The sequence below is a fragment of the Legionella resiliens genome, assembly GCF_021344005.1.
Classification (GTDB): domain Bacteria; phylum Pseudomonadota; class Gammaproteobacteria; order Legionellales; family Legionellaceae; genus Legionella; species Legionella resiliens.
On the sequence record NZ_JAJTND010000004.1, the window covers coordinates 1,535,973 to 1,552,651 of the forward strand.

Here is a 16,679-nt window from a genome sequence, read left to right on the forward strand (position 1 = left end):
TTTAATTATAAGTAGACTGTGTGGGATTTTATTGTAAAAACGCGACAGTTTGGGATTCCTAAATTTGCTTGAGAAAATTTTTTGGGGAAATTCCCGTCAGGTGCTGGAATTCTTTTATGAAATGAGATTGATCATAGTAATTTAATTCTTGTGAAAAAACGTCCCAAGATTTTCCTTGTCTTATTTCTTGTAATGCTTTTTGAAAACGAGTAGTCATCATAAATTTTTTAGGACTTATACCTATAAGGGATTGAAAATGTCGTTCAAGACTACGTCGACTAAATCCATAATTCTGCGCCATTTTCAAAATGGTGTCTTGGGATGGGTTTAAAATTATATTTTTTGCGATATGTATAATACGCTGTTGAGGTGAATAATTATGATTATTCTTTTGAAGCAACTCGATAAGAAAGTTTTGAACAAGCCGGATAATGATGTTCGGATCTTGAATGGATTGAATTTTTTCCTCAATAATTTTTAGTATTGATTCATTTATAATGTCAGATAAACCTAAGGACTGATCAGTAAAAGCCTGTGCTGATTCTCTAAACAAACCAGCTATTGCCCATGGATAGAAAATAATTAGCAAGGACTTAGTATTAGAACTATTTTCTTGAAACGTTCTATAGTTCGTTAATAACCCAGTAATCCCCCAATTTTTTAGTTTAATCCTTTTCGTTTCCTTTGTTATAAGAGAAATACCGCCTTGATATTGAAACCCCATAACTACAAAGGGACCAGGATATACTTTGTAGGGATCGGCTTGCTCCTGAGCTTCAACTAGTTGTATATTTTTTATGTACGGCATCAACACCGGATGGATGTATTGGTCAATCATCGAAAATCACTTTATTGAAGTAACTACCCATTTCTGCTAATTGAAGAAATTAGATTCTATTTTTGGTAACCTTACTTCATTTAGTTTTAATTTAAACAAAATCCTTCTTCAGGTTTACATTATAATTTTAGCATATTCCTCGATCAGGAAGAATCCCGATGGTGAATGCCATTGCAAGACGCTAATATTATTATATTTTTGGAACATAGTATAAATATATGAAAAAAAAAATTGAACGTTGGTTAAATATCAGAACTTACTCATCTATTTCCACTACAGCACAATTAATAGCCCCTTCACTTTATCCCCCTGAAGAAAGAATAACTAATTTTATCAATGAGACAATTAATGCTCCAAACTTCAATACATTACTTTATCAAATTGCACAATCAGACAACTCTGATTGCCAGGAGATATTAGATGCTCTAGGCAGGGTTGAGGTGATGCTTCTAAATAACAAGTTTCAAAAGATAATTGATGCTCAAATTATAAATAAGTTATTTTTCCATTTATCTCAATCGGAAAATCCACAGGGACTTGCTGTATCAAAAGTTATATATGTCATGGGCTTAATAGCCCATGCTGGATGTCTCAATGGAATAATTGATGCTCAATGGATTAATAAATTGCTGTTTCGATTAACACGGTGCAACGTGATTACAAATCAGATGATATCTAATATTTCTTATGGACTTGGGTTAATCGGCCAAAGTGATTGCCTGAGCGAAGCAATTGAGACCGAATTGATAATTCAATTACTTCATAAGTTTTCTCAAGACAGCATTCAGAACGTTCCAGCACCCTCCATCGCTCTATACACACTTCATGGTCTTGGATTGTTAATGCAACATGAGCGCTTAACTCAAAAAATTACTAGAACAAATGTAGAGCACCTACTAAAAATAATCCCATTAAACCGGTCAAAGGCTGTAATGCATTTTGCTATATGTTGTAGTTATCTAGGAATCCCTCTGACAGAGGTGATTGAAATGAAGTTAAATAAGATGCGACCCGAGTCTCAGGAGATTCAAAATCTGCTAGTCTCAAAGTTAAAAAATAAATTTCAAATCAACTATATTGAAGCAGAATATAGATTAGGTCCATTCTTTGTAGATCTCTATCTCAAAATACGAACTGAAAAAGGTGTACAGGAAATTATTGTTGAAATTGATGGAAAGCAGCATTACATGGAAAACGGCAATCTGCGTGGCAAAGATAAAACACGAGACCTCTGGCTTAAAAATTTAGGCCTTAATATTTATAGATTTAATCGTGGCAATATGAAAGATAATGATCTAATACATATTATAATTCAGACTATAGAGAAGAAATACTTAACCCTCACTCAATTTGACAATCCTGAAGGTCAAAATAAATTCATTGACTCCATAGAGCCTAGGTTGAAACAACAATTTACCAGGGGGATAATGAATGATGAATGCATAAATAACTTGCTTTCCCCAATAGCTAAATCAGAAAATAATCAAGCTCTTCAAATATCCTTGGCTTTGTATGAAGCGGGACAAATGTCGAAAAGTGGTCACTTCAATGGACCAATAGATGCTCAATTAATAAATAAATTGCTCTTCAAATTAACTCAATCAGAAAACCTCCAAGGACTCGAAATCTCCAAGTCCATCCAAGGGGTTGCCTTAATGGCACAAAGCGGTTTTATAAGGGGAGTAATTGATGCTCTATGGATAAATAATCTGCTTCTCAACTTAACTCAATTAAAAGATCTCCTCAAACAAGAACTATCTGCTACCAAGTATGGACTTGAGCTTATAGAACAAAGCAGTTGTATTAGTGGAATAATTGAAATCCAGCTGTTAAATACGTTTAGTTGCCCAGAATATAATGAAAAGATATACCTGGAGACTCCTTCTCAATATCAACCCAAATTATTTAAAAATGACCAGAAGAGTCAGAACCATCATAACCCTAATGTGAATACAAACATAAATTGGCCTCGAATTTAATGAATTGTTCTTAATACGAGAGTGGCTTATTTAACCCTAATGAGACTACTGGCTAAAAACACATTGCTACTCTAGAAGTCGTTATGCCCCTTCTCATTTTCCGCCCTTGATGACATAGTCATTCTTTCCTTTGATTTGCGTACAAATATCATAGACTGAAGAAATACACTATAAATCCCACTCTAGGGTCGCATAAACAAAATTAACCTTAAGTACCGGAGAAATTGAAAAATTTTCTTTAAGCAAAAAACAGTTGGAGATTTTTAATAAATGATATCCAGCGAAATCACCCAGAATATTTTAAATCTTCCGGGGATGGATGAATTATTGAAATAAGCTGGAAAATACCTTGGTAAATGATCAGTCATCGAATTAACTTCTAAATTGTACAAGTAGTTTGACAGATTATAAACAGACTTATCCACAGAAAATGTGTATAACTACCAGGGATTAAAAAGCTATTAAAAAGCTATTAAACTTAGACACAGCAAGAGATATGCAATGTATCAAGATAATTAATAATTATTTAGTATTTTTTAGATATCCACAGAAATGGGATGAAGAAAAGAAATGGCACGTATCTATGGTATACAAATAAAATTTAAAAAAATAGTCTTGACTCGAACTATTTTTACTTTTTATTTTGGAATGTTGGTAATTTAAATTTTGTGACTAAAAATAATCAATACTAGCTTAACCCCATTATCATCCCATAGCTCTGCTACAAAGGTTATTTGAAGATACGTAATCGTAATCGCCCTCCTTTATATTACCGCATCAGATACTTGATTGATTTGTTCTCCCCAAGCTATTTTTTTAACTCTTTAACCTTATGCTCTGGTAATCATTTAAAATTTCAACTGCTTTTTCACGTGCCTACGCCCCCGACTTCCCCAGAATATAATTTTATGAGAAATAATGGAGCATAAAGAAAATAATCAATCATTATCTGACTCTAATTTTCATCCTTAAAATATTAGGGGTAGATACTGCCAACACTATGCCTGCCCTAATTAACACTGCCCTATCCTAAAGATAATTAATGGGGTATTCGCTCGTTATTTCAATTGTACTTTAAGTGTTGCCTAAAATTTATTTATATCGTTCTAAAAAATTTTTATGGCTTATTTTAATTTTTCTTTAATACATATTTTATACACTGTACACACTAAATGATCAGATATTGTATTTTTATTTGAGCATTATTTGGAGATTCAAAAAAGGATTGCAAATTTTTGTTCAAGAGGTATTAAAGATGTATGGTTTATATGAATTGGGGGTATCGCTCTTTAGCCGTCGCGCTACTCTAAATGCTGTTCGAATTACTGGCGCCGCTTATGACTCACACAATGTCGTCGCGTTGCAACGTTTCAAGCAAAAACATAATTTTAAATTTATTGAAGTAACTGATCCAACCATATTTAGGGGAATCTCAGTTGAGCATTATCTTGGTTCTTTCGATCGCCCTGGTTTAGGAATATCAGCAATGCGGCCTAGCTTTGCCCGTTTTCTTAAATCTAAAGGATATACCTGTTTGGACGATTTGAGTCCTCTCGAGAAACAGGAAATTATCGAGGCACATGTCCACGGTTTCTCCCTATTCAAAGGAAACACAAAAGTAGCTCACTCATTTACTTATTGTCCTAGTGTAGCTCTTGGTTTTGGACTTGATGCAGCAAAAAAATCAAACTTCCCAAGCATTTCATTGATCAGCGTAGCAACAAAAGTCTGCAGTAAAACGGCATGGGATGTGGAGTATGATCAGCCTTTTGATGGTGAAGACCGTGGTACTTCGATATTTGCGTATCAATGCGAAACTATTGTGCCTCATCTTCATTTGCCTATAAGTCATTGTATCGTTGTCAACCAAAAAGCATCCGGTATTATTCAGCTTGATGATTTAAGACAAGCGAAACGTTTTGATGTCTCAGAATCATCGATACTTGAGCTAAGCATTATTCCAAGAGAAAAAATGAAAAAATATCAACAATTAGAAGTTGATAAAGTCATTGCTTATGATGATTTTGCTACCTACGTCTGTGAAAGTAAGGATCCAAAGCATATAAAAGACACCAAAGCAGCTGAATTATATGAGAAATATAAAAGCATCTTCAAAGAACAAACTGCACTAGTGAATTTATCGCCGTGCGAACGAGATCTATGGGTTAATGTAGCAAGGGAAGTAGCTCCCAAAGCGTACACTTGTATTTCGGCTCATACAGATGGTTTTACTATTGAAGCGCCCGCAAAAAGCGGTGGGGTACTTACGATTGCTATCTCGAATATGGAAGCACTAATCTGTCTTGCTCCATTATTTGAAAAGGATCCAACATTAACCTTAGATCAGATAAAAAATGGTAAGGTTCCTTGCGCTTTGAATTACTTAACTGAGTCAGTAATTAGAAAAAATAAAGAGCTAGTTTGTCAAACTGGTTTAGAAAAATGTGTCGATGAAGTAGAAATTCAAAAACTCAATCTATGTTAAATAACTTAAGCTACAAGCTAAAAGCCTTGCGTCTGTTCAAGGCTTTATTTTTGCTATCCAGCAGCTACATTCGTATAAAAAGTTACCATTACCCTAACTAGCCCAACCCCATTCTAAAAATAATCAATAGGTTATTCGTACAAAATTTGAATCTTAAATAAACCCTAAGTGACCTAAAATTTATTTATACCTTAATAATTTAATTTTTCCTTAATGTTCATTTAATATACTAGTTGCACAAATGTTTAATGATCGGTATTTGAGCATTATTTGGATATTCAAGAAAGGATTGCAAATTGTTACTCAAGAGGTATTCAAGATGTATAATAAGATTTTTGGTTTATGTGAAGTTGGGGCTTCTCTCTTTGCCCGCAAAGGTGGTCTAAAAAAAGCTGTTAAAATTATTGGAAGCGCTTATGAGTCACACAATGTCTCCGCTTTACAACAATTTAAGCAAATATATAATTTCAAATTTATTGAAGTAACCGAGAAGCCAATAATATATAGAGGAGTCTCAGTTGAGCATTTTCTTGGTTGTTTAGATTATCCTGGCTTAGGGATAAAAGCAATGCGTCCTAAGTTTGCCCGTTTTCTGAAATCTAAAGGATATACCTGTGTGGACGATTTGAGTCCTTCCGAGAAAAGTGAAATTGTCGAGTCGCATGTCCACGGTTTCTCCTTATTCAAAGGAAACACAAAAGCAGCTCACTCATTTACCTATTGCCCTAGTGTAGCTCTTGGTTTTGGACTTGATGCAGCCAAAAAATCATACTTCCCAAAAATTTCATTAATCAGCATAGCAACAAAAGTCTGCAGCAAAACGGCATGGGATGTGGAGTATGATCAGCCTTTTGATGGTGAAGAGCGTGGTACTTCGATATTTTCGTATCAATGCGAAACAATAGTGCCTCATCTTCATTTGCCTATAAGTCATTGTATCGTTGTCAACCAAAAAGAATCCGGTATCATTCAGCTTGATGATTTAAGACAAGCGAAACGTTTTGATGTCTCAGAATCATCGATACTCGAGCTAAGCGTTATACCGACTGAGAAAATGAAAAGATATCAACAATTAGAAATTGATAAAGTAATTGCTTATGATGATTTTGTTACCTACGTCTGCGAAAGTCAGGATCCCCAGGATATAAAGGCTGCAAAAGCAGCTGAATTATATGAGAAATATAAAAGCATATTGAAGGAACAAGCTGCACTAGTGAATATGCCGATTTGTGAACGAGAGTTATGGATAAATGTAGCAAAAGAAGTAGCTCCCAAAGCGTATACTTGTATTTCGGCTCATACAGATGGTTTCACTATTGAAGCGCCAGCAAAAAGCGGTGGGGTACTTACGATTACTATCTCGAATATGGAAGCACTAATCTGTCTTGCTCCATTATTTGAAAAGGATCCAACATTAACCTTAGATCAGATAAAAAATGGTGAGATTCCTTCTGCATTGAATTATTTAACTGAGTCAGTAATTAGAAAAAATAAAGATTTGATTTGTCAAACTGGTTTAGAACAATGTGTTGTTGAACAGGAAGACAATCAAAAACTCGCACTGGTTTAAATATCCAATTCTTACTAAAAGCCTTGAGCCCTTTTCAAGGCTTTTTATTTTTTATTTACACAATAAAATATAGCCACTTTGTGTTAAAGTAATTCTCAAGACATGTCTTAATACAATACAAGGATAGGATTTCATGCTCACTAAATTAGAAAGGGTTTTATCGCTAAGAACTAAAATATCAAAAAATCTTACAATGACAAAAGTGATTCCCAAAACGATACAAAAGTTATTTCCTGTTTCACCGATTCAACATCCTTTAGCTCCAATAATGAAAAATTCCTTAACCAAAAAGGAACTGCATGCAATGCATATTAATGGAGAAGAATTAAACTTAGTTCAACAACTGCATGAGTCAAACAAGTTTTATATCCTTGAAAAGCATAATAACGTCTTAAAACAATTTTTTTTAGCGAAACAAAAAGAAAGTTCCCCACTTGGGAATTTGTATAAAGAAATGGATTATCCAGGGTTTTTATCTCGATTAATCTCTAAAAAATTTAAGGCTATTTATTCTGATGGTCGATTAGTAATGCCACGCGACCATACTGCTGAATTTGCTCAAGCCTATCAACGAAGAAAAGAAAAATACAATTCATCGCGTAAATTGCTGGAAGTAATTGGTACCACTGAAGATGATTTACTCTATAAAGAGTATTTATCTTTGGAAGAGGCAGCTGTCAGTCCTTTGATTGTACCGCAAGCCTATTTTTTACCTCTTTCTGATGGAAGACGAACAGAATTTTCACCCGTGCTTCATGGGCTTAATTTACAAGGAGGAAATCTGTTTGATGAATGGGAAAAGGCACATCCCTACCCTGTATCAGTAAGTTATCTTGCAGCACCAGAGTTTCGCAATTGTCTGAGTTTACAATACGATGTATTAGCTTGCGTTCGTTTTGAGAGTTCGAACGGCGAGGCAATCCATTTTGGGGAGCGCCAAGCTTTAGCAGTTCAACAACCTGGATTTTCTTCTGTTCTTTCTTCTATTTATGGTGAAGACAATGCATTATCGCGTTTAAATCATTCCCGATCCAAAACAATACCCTTTAATAGCCCTGTGTTTGGCAAAGGTGTTTTTTATGTCGATGCTTATAAAAACCGTTTAAACCACAATCTCTATCAATTATTACTCCTTGCTGACCACAGTTTAAGCAAAGAAGGAGTTCTTACGATTAAAGGGATGAGTTTGGGTGCATTCGCAATTCAGGAATTATTATATCCAATGGAATATATTTTTCATGAAGCACTGGAAGAAACGCTGGCTACTCTTGATTTACCGCAAATTAAAAAAATTAATCTTATGAATTTTCCTTCTGCGCTTGATAAGTTTAGCGATCCTGATGATCGCGAGTACGCTTTATTAATAGGCCATAGAAGTGAAACTAAATCGATCAATGTGCATGGAAGAACCATTGAGATCAATACCTGTCTTGGTGCTCCCTTAGCAGCGCAACCCGAAGAAAGTTTTGCTACACATATTTGTGGCGATTCATTGTCGTTTCCAGGAAATGAAGCTCATGCGGGGATTCCCCCTAAGGTTAGCAGCGATGACTCGGTCATGCATTATGCAGGAGCCTGTTTCTCGATGATTAAAGATATCGAATCACCTATGGAGAATATCAGGAAAAAAATCCATGTGGTTAGCGGCAATAGAGCAACTTTATTCAACAAGTATAAATCCAGGCAGGATATTGAAGTTCCAGAAGCGCAGAGCTTATTTACACTCTCAAAAGATTAAGAATTTTAAATTCCCTCTCCCAGAATTTTATACGAATAGGGAGAGGGTACATTTTAGTGTTCGCTTCAAGTCACTTTATTTGGCGAAAAGCGATAAACTTAGTTATCTATTTTCTTTTCATTATTCCAGCAACAACCACTTCTTCCTCGTCATCAGTGTTGCCTTCATGAGTTTTTGCAATCTTCTTGGCAAGTTTTTGGTAAAACATTTTACAAGGCATTTCATCGACACCGCCCTGTTTGTTGACATCAAAACGAGCACAACGAGAGTCATCCACTTTTTCGACATAAATTTGGTGCCTATCCATTTCTCCATCTTCCCGAACAACAGGATAAGTAACCAGCATTTGATCATAATCTTTTAGCAAAGTTTCTACTTTTTCCTCACTTTCACTTTCGCTTGCTTTCACTATTTTTTTATCATAAGGGATATGATGATCTACAAATACCGCGTGAACACCGTCTTTTCCTTTATGGATGAGATCAATTTGGTGCTGTTTTTCTTTTATTGCTTCTTCATAAATATGGGTGGGATCACCCTCTCTATAACTACGATCCCGATAGCCTAATTGTTCCTCAAAATATAAATTGACCATTGGAGAACAAATACCCTCCTCATTAGGAGGCGCACCAACTTTATCAAAGAGTTCATCTTGAGTTGTAAATGCTGTTTCAGAACGAGTAGGTGTTTCACGAGACAGTGATGCCATGATTTTTTTCGGTGAGCCCAGCTCATCTAATTTAGTAGTCTCATCTGCTTGGCGAGAGTGTTCGGTATCCGAACGACTTGAAACAGCATTTTTCAAAGCAGTAATCTGAGTTGCAGCAAAATTAGCAATGAATGTAACCGGTGTTAACAAGAATTTAGCACCTGCCCAAGAGTCTACTCGTTCGTTATCCCTGTTACCGGGATTTGATGAGTTATCTTTTTCATCATGATTCGTTTCATAAAAGTCAGGAGAAGTCTCATATTCCTGAAATTCTTTATCTATTTGGTTGGTGTAATCCGTATCACAATAATCTTGCCAGGGAACACCGGACTGATTATCAGATTCCGAAGGTAAAGCAGGCTTATCCACTAAAAGAGAAGCTTGTATATCCTCAATAATATTAGGATCTCCAAAAGGATCATCCATCATTAATCTCCTCCTGATGATTCATATAGCAAAAAGAATAATATTATCATAATGTAAAATTTATTGCCAAAAAAGAGTTTTTTTAACTCATTACAGTTTCAAATAAATGCAAGGAAAAATAAACAGTACAATTTCCCCTGCATTGAAGACTTAAAGAAGGATTTGAATAGACCATCTTTAATGCATTTTTATTGTTTCATCGATGAAGGCTTAGTCACGATTTCACTATTCTCTTCACCAGTAACTTTCTTCTTAAATTTTTGTTCAACTACCTTTTTAGAGTTTTCAATCATGAGATTGTATAAAAAGTTGTTAGATGGCAGAGGAGTGACAAAACCAGGTTGCGCAGTGACACCGCCTGTAAATGTTTCTAAATCAAGAGCACTTATTTCAGCAACTCCTTTGGCTGTATGGATTACGCTGCCTGCTTTGTCATAGTCATCCTCACCTTGTGCAAACTCGTGAGCAATTTCAAATTCAGTTTTAGCATGGGTAACCGCTTCGCTGGGTGGAGGCAAATCCCCTCCACAGTCTTTTTTCGCTTGTTGTTTTGCCTCCGCATGCTTCTTTAAGGTTTTGCGAGCCCCAGGTAATAACGGTTTCTGCTTTTTATCAAGAAATACATTAACATTCACCATTTCTTCATTCTTTGTATTTCCTGTCTTTTTATCAAGTTTCTCTCGCTCCTTACAGTGAAACGTATGCTGTTCACATTCTTCGCGACTCGTCATTAGCGCTCCATAAACCGTATCAACCGCTGCTGCTAAAATTTTATTTGTTGAATCAACACTTTTTTGGTGCTCCAGATAGTCCACTTCATCAAAATTCTCATCTACTACCTGTTTTGAACTCATCTCATCTGATTCAGTACTGGAAACTGGATTCTTCCCACTAAATGGGGTTGTAATCATATCAGCCAGAAAAGCAATAGGGCTTAGTAAAAACTTTGCTCCCGCCCATGAATCGCTACTCTTTTCAGAACTTTTGTACGGATTTGATGAAGTACTTTCATCGCTCTCACCAGAAAGTTTTTGGTTTTTGTCTGTTTCATTATATTCTGTTTCATAAGAACTCACAGAAGATGATTCGAAGCTTTCTTGACTCGTTGAGAAAGTAACGGCGGTGGTAATAGAAGGTTCGCTAGGTTCGACATGTGTTTGACTCGAGTCACTTAATGATTGATTACTAACGTTAATACTAGAAACCTTTTCATCTTCTATGGCATCATCTAAATCAAACCCCATATCCGGCATATATTTCGACTGCATACTTCTACCCTCTAAAAATAATTGGACTTATATTTGGAGGTGGTATTCTAAATGATTAATATTAAGGCATTATTAACATGAATTAATCATGTTAATAATTTTTAGATCATCACCCCATTTATTGTTCATTTAATTAATTTTTATATGATGCACTACTGATCTCTAGTCTTATTGATCAGTAGCAAAGAAGGAGGTTTTTAAGTAAATGAAATGAGGTTAACTCTCTTAATCTAAGGAGCAACGGTTTCTGTATTATGGTTGTCGAGCTTAGTTGAGATAAAATCTGACAAGCCTTTAATTAATTTATCGCATTGATCAGCCAAGATCTCATATAATGTAAACGCCAACCTACCTGCTCCAATTGGAGAAGTAAGAATTTTTGCGCAAAAAAAGAATGCTACCGCGAAGATATTTTTTATAATACTTGGCTCAAAATCAGTATCAGCAGAAACTTTTTCCAACCCAAACCCGTAAAAGAGTTTACTATACCAACTGCATGTAACTTTCTTAATGATTGCAGGAAATTCCTCATCACTAAACTCATAAATGCCATCATTACAATCGAAATAGTGATAGATGCCATCATCAATTTTTTTTATCGAAAGCGCATGGCCAGCAATAAGTCCAAAATATTTCAAGATTACAGCATCGCCATTATTCACCAACATCTTCTGTATATCTTTTGTTATCGCTTCTTCATTCCAATCCATATACACATCAGGAATCCATTCACTCTTTGCAGAAGGTATAAATTGACTCCATTGAACACATTCAATCGCTTCGGTGAGTGGAATCTCTTGTTCCTTCTCTTTAGCATTCTCAGGAAGCGTTAATTTTCCTTTAGCCCAAAAGAAGCTGTATCCATAACAAGCCCCCAATTTGCTTTTTGAAGACTGTTTTAAATTGCAAATTTTTCTCATAACAAACCCTTTATTGCCTTCATAAAATTCAACATGGGCAAGTTTATCACATTTAGGACAATTAATGCTAAATAATGATTCAATTGATTTTGTGGTGGGAGATTATGCTGAGATCATTCTATTATTGAACCAACTATTTGATTTTATTCCATTACAATTAAGATCAAAGTAACTCATTTGAATATCCTCATATTTATTTCTATATTTTAAATTAATAAATAAGAACTAAGCATAGATAAGGAACTCTATGAATAATCAGAATGAATTGACTCATGAACAACAAAAACTACTTGAAATTTGGGAAAATCATACTCGATATGAATTTGAAGCGAAAAATGTTAACCAAACGATGGAAACAATGATTGATAATCCCTATGTAAACCATGTGCCTACAATGATGGGAGGATTTGGAAAAAAAGAGGTAGAACAATTTTACAGCACGTCTTTTATCCCACAAATGCCCCAAGATACGGAAACGACACTTGTATCAAGGACTATCGGAATGAATCAGATTGTTGATGAGCTCATTTTTAAATTTACACATTCGATTCGCATGGATTGGATGTTAAAGGACATTGAACCAACAGGGAAACGAGTAGAAATTCCTCTAGTAGCTGTAGTTGCCTTTCAAGATGAGAAAATTGCGAGTGAGCATGTTTATTGGGACCAAGCTTCTGTTTTAGTTCAATTAGGGTTGCTCCACTCCGATAATTTACCTGTATATGGAATTGAGACCACGCATAAAGTTATGGAACTTAAAAATCGAACCAATTGCTGAATGATACTCTATACTGGATCCGCTTATTTCCTTATCAATTCGTAATTTTTAATATGTTTTACGCTCGTCTGCTTTAGGTAAAACATGATACAGTTCCCTTAATTGAGTAAGTGGGATTTCAGCAACATCCCAAATATTCCATCCTTTAGAATATAAATTAATTTGCATTTGCGAGCCTCTGTACCAAGCATCCCAGAACTCGTAAGGATCGATTACTACCTGGGCGGAACCGGCAAGTTCATTGATCTTAATGCCCAAATAAAAAGAATAAATAACGGGAATAACGTGACCGTCAATCGAATTTTTTTCCAGCATTGTTGAGGTAAATACAGAAACCAAGAGCTCTCCATAAGGACTCGTATCGTATCCACTTAGGACATGAAGGGAGTCATGAGGCATAATAAATTGATAGTTCGCTCCTTCCTCTTCCCCAGGAAATTTGTAATTATTCTTTTTAAATTGCATCCAAATATGATACCCAAAACTTTCTTTAGGTAAACGGTGAAGATTTTCGTAACGTTGCGCAAGTTGCGGATTTTTTTTGGCACCGCGGTAAGGAAAAAGCCAATTATCAATATCTTTTTCATCTTCAAGATCGGGAAAAATATCAAAACTTTCAAGATTCTTGCGCATAATATCTTTAATAAGCCACTGAAAATCTCCTTCTAACGTTTTCTTTAACTGACTCAAATAATGAGGATTAATATGAGCCGCCTCAGCATAGTCAAAAACGGTTTTAATTTTCTCCCCGTCAAGTGTTCTATCCATCAATGCAGTGACTACCAGAAAACGTAATACATATTCTGCCTTTATTGCATTAGGAAAGACCTGGGTAAAACTTGGAAGCGGTGTTTCAAGGAGTTGTGCGAATTGCAATTCATCTTTGTGCCCAAAAACATGAGCGTATACCGCTTTAAGAGAGGATTGTTGCAAAGGTGTTAAAGCCTGTTTCCCCTGAGCTGTGGCAACATCTTTCATAGCAGATAAAAGATACAAGATTTCTTTAATTTGTAATTTCACAGTCATTCCTCGGCGTGTTCCAGGAGGACTCAGTTTAGAGCTCTCAATGTAATAAGTGTATCACATGGATGCTCAAATAATAATCAATACAATTAGTCAGCAGCATCATAACCAAGTATTCAAGATTTATTTTTCTGCAGCGCATTTGTAACAAAACATGATGTAAACCTTAGTTATTTCCATTAGTAGTATACTTAATAATAGAAAAGTAACTATTTAATTTTCATCGACAATTTTGTCATGCAAAATGAAACTGGAATAGAAATCATGCCCGAAAAAATTGTTCTTATATTCTCTTTAATTTTACTCACGGGTTTTATATGCCAATGGGTTGCCTCGCACCTCAAATTACCTGCAATAATTTTTTTACTTCTTAGTGGAATTTTTTTCGGTCCAATAATGCATTGGCTCAGACCTGACGAGCAATTAGGTGGAATACTTTCTCCTTTTGTCTCTTTTGCAGTTGCAGTTATTCTGTTTGAAGGCAGCATGACTTTAAAGTTTTCTAAAATCAGCGGTATGGGCTCTGTAATCCGTAATTTAATTAGTGTGGGAGCGCTCATTACCTTTTTATCCGTAGCTGTTGCAACCCATTTTTTAATTAAATTCTCATGGGAAATTTCTTTCCTGTTTGCCTCACTTATGGTGGTGACTGGCCCGACAGTGATTGCACCCATGTTACGAATTTTGCGACCGAATGCAAATATTGCTAATGTTTTACGGTGGGAAGGAATTTTAATTGATCCTATTGGTGCTATTTTAGCGGTTTTAGTATTTGAATTTATTATTTCAAATACATTATCCGATGGTTTTATTTCTGGTGCTTTTATTTTTGGAGAAATAATTTTAAGTGGTATCTCTTTAGGTGTTATTGGTGCCCTGTCTATAGGAGTAGCATTTAAAAAATACTGGATTCCTCAATACTTACAAATCTTCGCCGTATTAAGTGCTATCAGTATTGTTTTTGCCAGTTCTAATTATATTACTTCCGAATCCGGTTTACTTGCTGTAACCGTGATGGGGCTTACGTTAACCAATATTAAAGGTATTGAATTAGATGATATCTTGAATTTCAAGGAAAGTTTGAGTTTAATCCTTTTGTCACTCTTATTTATCATCTTAGCTGCACGGATTGATTTATCCTCATTTATTGATTTAGGGTACCCTGCACTTTTATTGTTTTTGGTAATCCAATTTATAATTCGACCTCTAAATGTTTATTTATGTTCTTTAGGTTCTACATTAACTATGCCTGAACGGCATATGATTGCATGGATTGCACCTCGAGGTATTATTGCTGCAGCGATATCTGCTTTATTTGCCATGCGATTAGGCAGCTTAGGTTTTTCTGAAGTATCAAAACTTGTCCCTTTAACATTTTTTATGATTATTGGTACCATTATACTACAAAGTCTTACAGCGAAAAAAATTGCTCTAAAATTGAAAGTCGCTGAACCCGAACCTCAAGGCTTTTTGATCATTGGTGCGAATAAAGTCGCCCTAGCAATCGCAAAACAGTTACAGGAAAACAATTTTTACGTATGTCTTATTGATGAAGATTGGTCAGCTCTTAGCAACGCAAAAATGAAGGGATTGGCAACGATTTGGGGAAACCCAATTTCTCAACATGTCGAGAACAATCTTAATTTATTCAATATCAAACATTTATTAATTCTCACGCCCTATTTGCAGTTAAACATTCTTGCAGCCAAACATTACCGCTATTTTTTTCCTGAGCGAGAAATTTTTGCCATTCAAACAGTACTTCCTCAAGAAGGGCAAAGGGAAGAAAAATTTAGTTTTAAACATAGTGGTAGAAATCTTTTCAAACAAGATATTACTTATCAATGCATAGAGAATTTATTGAATCTAGGCTGCAAAATAAAAACCACCTTAATAACAGGGCAGTTTTCCTATGAGGAGTATCTGAATATACGTAGCGTCCCATTGTTTGCAATTGATCCCAAAGGGTGTATCTATGTTTTTGCAAATCAACCTGCTTTTACCCCTGCTAATGGATGGAAAATCATAGGAATATCTTAATTTACTTTTAAAAAAAACACCTTTTCTTCTATAATCTTTTTCTAAACGCACGTTAACTGAAGAAGATATTGGAGTATTTATCTTATAACTGAGTTTTTGAGGTGAGAAAAATATGGACATTGGAATTCTGTATGCATTAGACAAGAAAGTGGCTGTAGTTACAGGAGCTGCTGGTGGTTTAGCGCGAGTTATTATTGATATTCTATCTCAAGCAGGTGCTACGATAGTCATGATCGATACGAATAAGTCAGTAATTGATTTGCTTGCAAAAGATATGACGTCCCAGGGAAAATCCTGTTTTGCCTTAACTTGCGACGTAACCAATAAATCGCAAATTTTAAAAACCATCTCTGAAATTGAAACAAATTATGGAACTATAGATATATTAGTAAACTGCGCAGGCATATTAGGTGCTGATAAACCTTTATTCGAAATTGAAGAAGATGATTGGGATAAAGTACTGAACACAAACCTGAAAGGAACTTGGCTGATGTCTACAGAAATTGCCAGGCATATGGTAAAAAATAAAATTAAGGGTAACATCATTAATATTTCTTCGGCTTGTGGCGATCACGCCCAGCTTAATCGTGTCCATTATGCCACTTCTAAAGCGGGCGTTGAACATTTAACGCGTAATATGGCAGTCGAATTATTGGATTATCAGATTCGCGTAAATTGTCTTGCACCCGGTTGGATGTCAACTGAAATGGTACGACAAATTTTAGAAGGACCTGAAGGTGAAAAATGGCGAAAAGCAATTCCAGTAAAACGTGCTGCCGATCCCCAAGAATTAGCTGGAGCGGTATTATTGCTTGCATCCAATGCATCAAGTTATATGACGGGTTCAACGCTAAGAGTGGATGGTGGTTATGCCTGTCATGCAATTGTTTTACCTAAGGAGTAAC

At 35.4% G+C, this 16,679-nt stretch carries 12 protein-coding genes; 7 read left to right on the plus strand and 5 right to left on the minus strand.

Annotated features, from left to right (window positions below; genetic code table 11):
* Positions 1-58: 58 nt before the first annotated feature.
* Complete coding sequence (locus tag LXO92_RS12265; RefSeq protein ID WP_182349853.1) at positions 59-838, minus strand: helix-turn-helix domain-containing protein; 780 nt, start codon at positions 836-838, stop codon at positions 59-61.
* Between the two features lie 218 nt (positions 839-1,056).
* On the opposite strand from LXO92_RS12265, the gene LXO92_RS12270 reads away from it, so the two are divergent.
* The 4 genes from LXO92_RS12270 to LXO92_RS12285 all read left to right on the plus strand — a co-directional run bounded on the left by LXO92_RS12270 (position 1,057) and on the right by LXO92_RS12285 (position 8,610).
* Positions 1,057-2,817 (plus strand): DUF559 domain-containing protein, encoded by a 1,761-nt coding sequence (locus tag LXO92_RS12270; protein WP_182349855.1) that lies wholly within the window; start codon positions 1,057-1,059, stop codon positions 2,815-2,817.
* 1,255 nt (positions 2,818-4,072) lie between these two features.
* Entirely contained in the window at positions 4,073-5,302 is a 1,230-nt protein-coding gene (locus LXO92_RS12275; protein WP_182349856.1) for a hypothetical protein, read from the plus strand.
* Between the two features lie 319 nt (positions 5,303-5,621).
* Entirely contained in the window at positions 5,622-6,872 is a 1,251-nt protein-coding gene (locus LXO92_RS12280) for a hypothetical protein (protein WP_232891063.1), read from the plus strand.
* 133 nt (positions 6,873-7,005) lie between these two features.
* Positions 7,006-8,610 (plus strand): hypothetical protein, encoded by a 1,605-nt coding sequence (locus LXO92_RS12285; RefSeq protein ID WP_232891064.1) that lies wholly within the window; start codon positions 7,006-7,008, stop codon positions 8,608-8,610.
* Positions 8,611-8,716: 106 nt separating this feature from the next.
* Here the strand turns inward: LXO92_RS12285 and LXO92_RS12290 are convergent, their stop codons facing one another.
* From LXO92_RS12290 to LXO92_RS12300, 3 genes are all read right to left on the minus strand, one after another.
* Positions 8,717-9,748: a hypothetical protein gene (locus LXO92_RS12290; protein WP_232891065.1), complete on the minus strand. Its 1,032-nt coding sequence runs from the start codon at positions 9,746-9,748 to the stop codon at positions 8,717-8,719.
* A gap of 185 nt (positions 9,749-9,933) precedes the next feature.
* Entirely contained in the window at positions 9,934-11,013 is a 1,080-nt protein-coding gene (locus LXO92_RS12295; RefSeq protein WP_182349861.1) for a hypothetical protein, read from the minus strand.
* A gap of 230 nt (positions 11,014-11,243) precedes the next feature.
* On the minus strand, positions 11,244-11,933 hold the full coding sequence (locus LXO92_RS12300) for a hypothetical protein (protein WP_182349863.1): 690 nt from the start codon (positions 11,931-11,933) through the stop codon (positions 11,244-11,246).
* Between the two features lie 247 nt (positions 11,934-12,180).
* Between LXO92_RS12300 and LXO92_RS12305 the strand changes: the two genes are divergently transcribed.
* Positions 12,181-12,711: a nuclear transport factor 2 family protein gene (locus tag LXO92_RS12305; protein WP_182349864.1), complete on the plus strand. Its 531-nt coding sequence runs from the start codon at positions 12,181-12,183 to the stop codon at positions 12,709-12,711.
* 48 nt (positions 12,712-12,759) lie between these two features.
* Here LXO92_RS12305 and LXO92_RS12310 read toward each other — a convergent pair whose 3' ends face one another.
* Complete coding sequence (locus LXO92_RS12310) at positions 12,760-13,731, minus strand: ubiquinone biosynthesis protein COQ4 (protein ID WP_232891066.1); 972 nt, start codon at positions 13,729-13,731, stop codon at positions 12,760-12,762.
* Positions 13,732-13,998: 267 nt separating this feature from the next.
* Between LXO92_RS12310 and LXO92_RS12315 the strand changes: the two genes are divergently transcribed.
* Together LXO92_RS12315 and LXO92_RS12320 are read left to right on the plus strand one after the other, a co-directional pair.
* A complete protein-coding gene (locus tag LXO92_RS12315; RefSeq protein ID WP_232891067.1) occupies positions 13,999-15,774 on the plus strand; it encodes a cation:proton antiporter in 1,776 nt (591 codons plus the stop codon).
* 112 nt (positions 15,775-15,886) lie between these two features.
* The gene (locus LXO92_RS12320) at positions 15,887-16,678 is read left to right on the plus strand and encodes an SDR family NAD(P)-dependent oxidoreductase (RefSeq protein WP_182349868.1); all 792 of its coding nucleotides are present in this window, start codon (positions 15,887-15,889) and stop codon (positions 16,676-16,678) included.
* Position 16,679 lies beyond the last annotated feature (1 nt).

Excerpts from the sequence above, each read along its gene's own strand:
- LXO92_RS12265 (WP_182349853.1), bottom strand. The coding sequence starts at position 838 with ATGATTGACCAATACATCCATCCGGTGTTGATGCCGTACATAAAAAAT.
- LXO92_RS12270 (WP_182349855.1), top strand. The coding sequence starts at position 1,057 with ATGAAAAAAAAAATTGAACGTTGGTTAAATATCAGAACTTACTCATCT.
- LXO92_RS12275 (WP_182349856.1), top strand. The coding sequence starts at position 4,073 with ATGTATGGTTTATATGAATTGGGGGTATCGCTCTTTAGCCGTCGCGCT.
- LXO92_RS12280 (WP_232891063.1), top strand. The coding sequence starts at position 5,622 with ATGTATAATAAGATTTTTGGTTTATGTGAAGTTGGGGCTTCTCTCTTT.
- LXO92_RS12285 (WP_232891064.1), top strand. The coding sequence starts at position 7,006 with ATGCTCACTAAATTAGAAAGGGTTTTATCGCTAAGAACTAAAATATCA.
- LXO92_RS12290 (WP_232891065.1), bottom strand. The coding sequence starts at position 9,748 with ATGATGGATGATCCTTTTGGAGATCCTAATATTATTGAGGATATACAA.
- LXO92_RS12295 (WP_182349861.1), bottom strand. The coding sequence starts at position 11,013 with ATGCAGTCGAAATATATGCCGGATATGGGGTTTGATTTAGATGATGCC.
- LXO92_RS12300 (WP_182349863.1), bottom strand. The coding sequence starts at position 11,933 with ATGAGAAAAATTTGCAATTTAAAACAGTCTTCAAAAAGCAAATTGGGG.
- LXO92_RS12305 (WP_182349864.1), top strand. The coding sequence starts at position 12,181 with ATGAATAATCAGAATGAATTGACTCATGAACAACAAAAACTACTTGAA.
- LXO92_RS12315 (WP_232891067.1), top strand. The coding sequence starts at position 13,999 with ATGCCCGAAAAAATTGTTCTTATATTCTCTTTAATTTTACTCACGGGT.
- LXO92_RS12320 (WP_182349868.1), top strand. The coding sequence starts at position 15,887 with ATGGACATTGGAATTCTGTATGCATTAGACAAGAAAGTGGCTGTAGTT.